General features: G+C 62.6%; 1 protein-coding gene. It reads right to left on the bottom strand.

Annotated elements, in window-relative coordinates:
• Nucleotides 1–612, bottom strand: a 612-nt coding sequence (locus tag E4T88_RS18800) for a bacteriophage T4 gp5 trimerization domain-containing protein (RefSeq protein WP_497707124.1), incomplete at both ends; no start/stop codon positions are given.

Raw genomic sequence — 612 nt, 5'->3', positions numbered from 1 at the left:
ATGTTCACCATCTTCGCCAGGCCCACGTTCTGCAGGTAGGCGAGGCCAATGGTCTCGGTCTTGAAGCTGCCCACCTTGATCGACCAGTTGTTGCCGATCTTGTCCTTCTCGTTGCGGCCGATGGTCTTCGTGCGGTTCTTGCCGATGGAGACGGTCTCGTCGATGCCCACGTCTTCGCGGCGGTTGTCACCGATGCTGATGGTCTCGTCGTGGTCCACCCGCTCCGTGCGGTTGTTGTGCACGGTGATTTTCTCGTCGCGGTCCACGGTCTCCGTACGGTCGCGGTGGATGACGTTGGTCTCGTCCCGGTCGATGGTTTTCCGGCGGTCCTGCCCCACCCAGTGGTCCTCATCGTTCTCCACTTCGATGAGCTGGTCCTTCTGCGCATGCAGCCACAATTGCTCCGCGCCCTTCTTGTCCTCGAAGCGGATCGCGTTGGCGTCGCCGCCTCCGTTCTTCATGCCGTCGCCGGCCGCGCCGCCCTTGCTCGATCGCGTCTTGATGCCGGACTGCGTGGCGTTGCCCGGCAAGGCCCAGGGGGGCATGTTCGCCGCGTTGTAGACGCTGCCCGTGACGATCGGGTAGTCCGGGTACTGTCTCTTATACACATCT

The sequence above is a fragment of the Dysgonomonas mossii genome, assembly GCF_004569505.1.
Classification (GTDB): Bacteria; Bacteroidota; Bacteroidia; order Bacteroidales; family Dysgonomonadaceae; genus Dysgonomonas.
The sequence above is the reverse complement of the archived record's forward strand: the minus strand, read 5'-3'. Positions and strand labels throughout refer to the sequence as shown.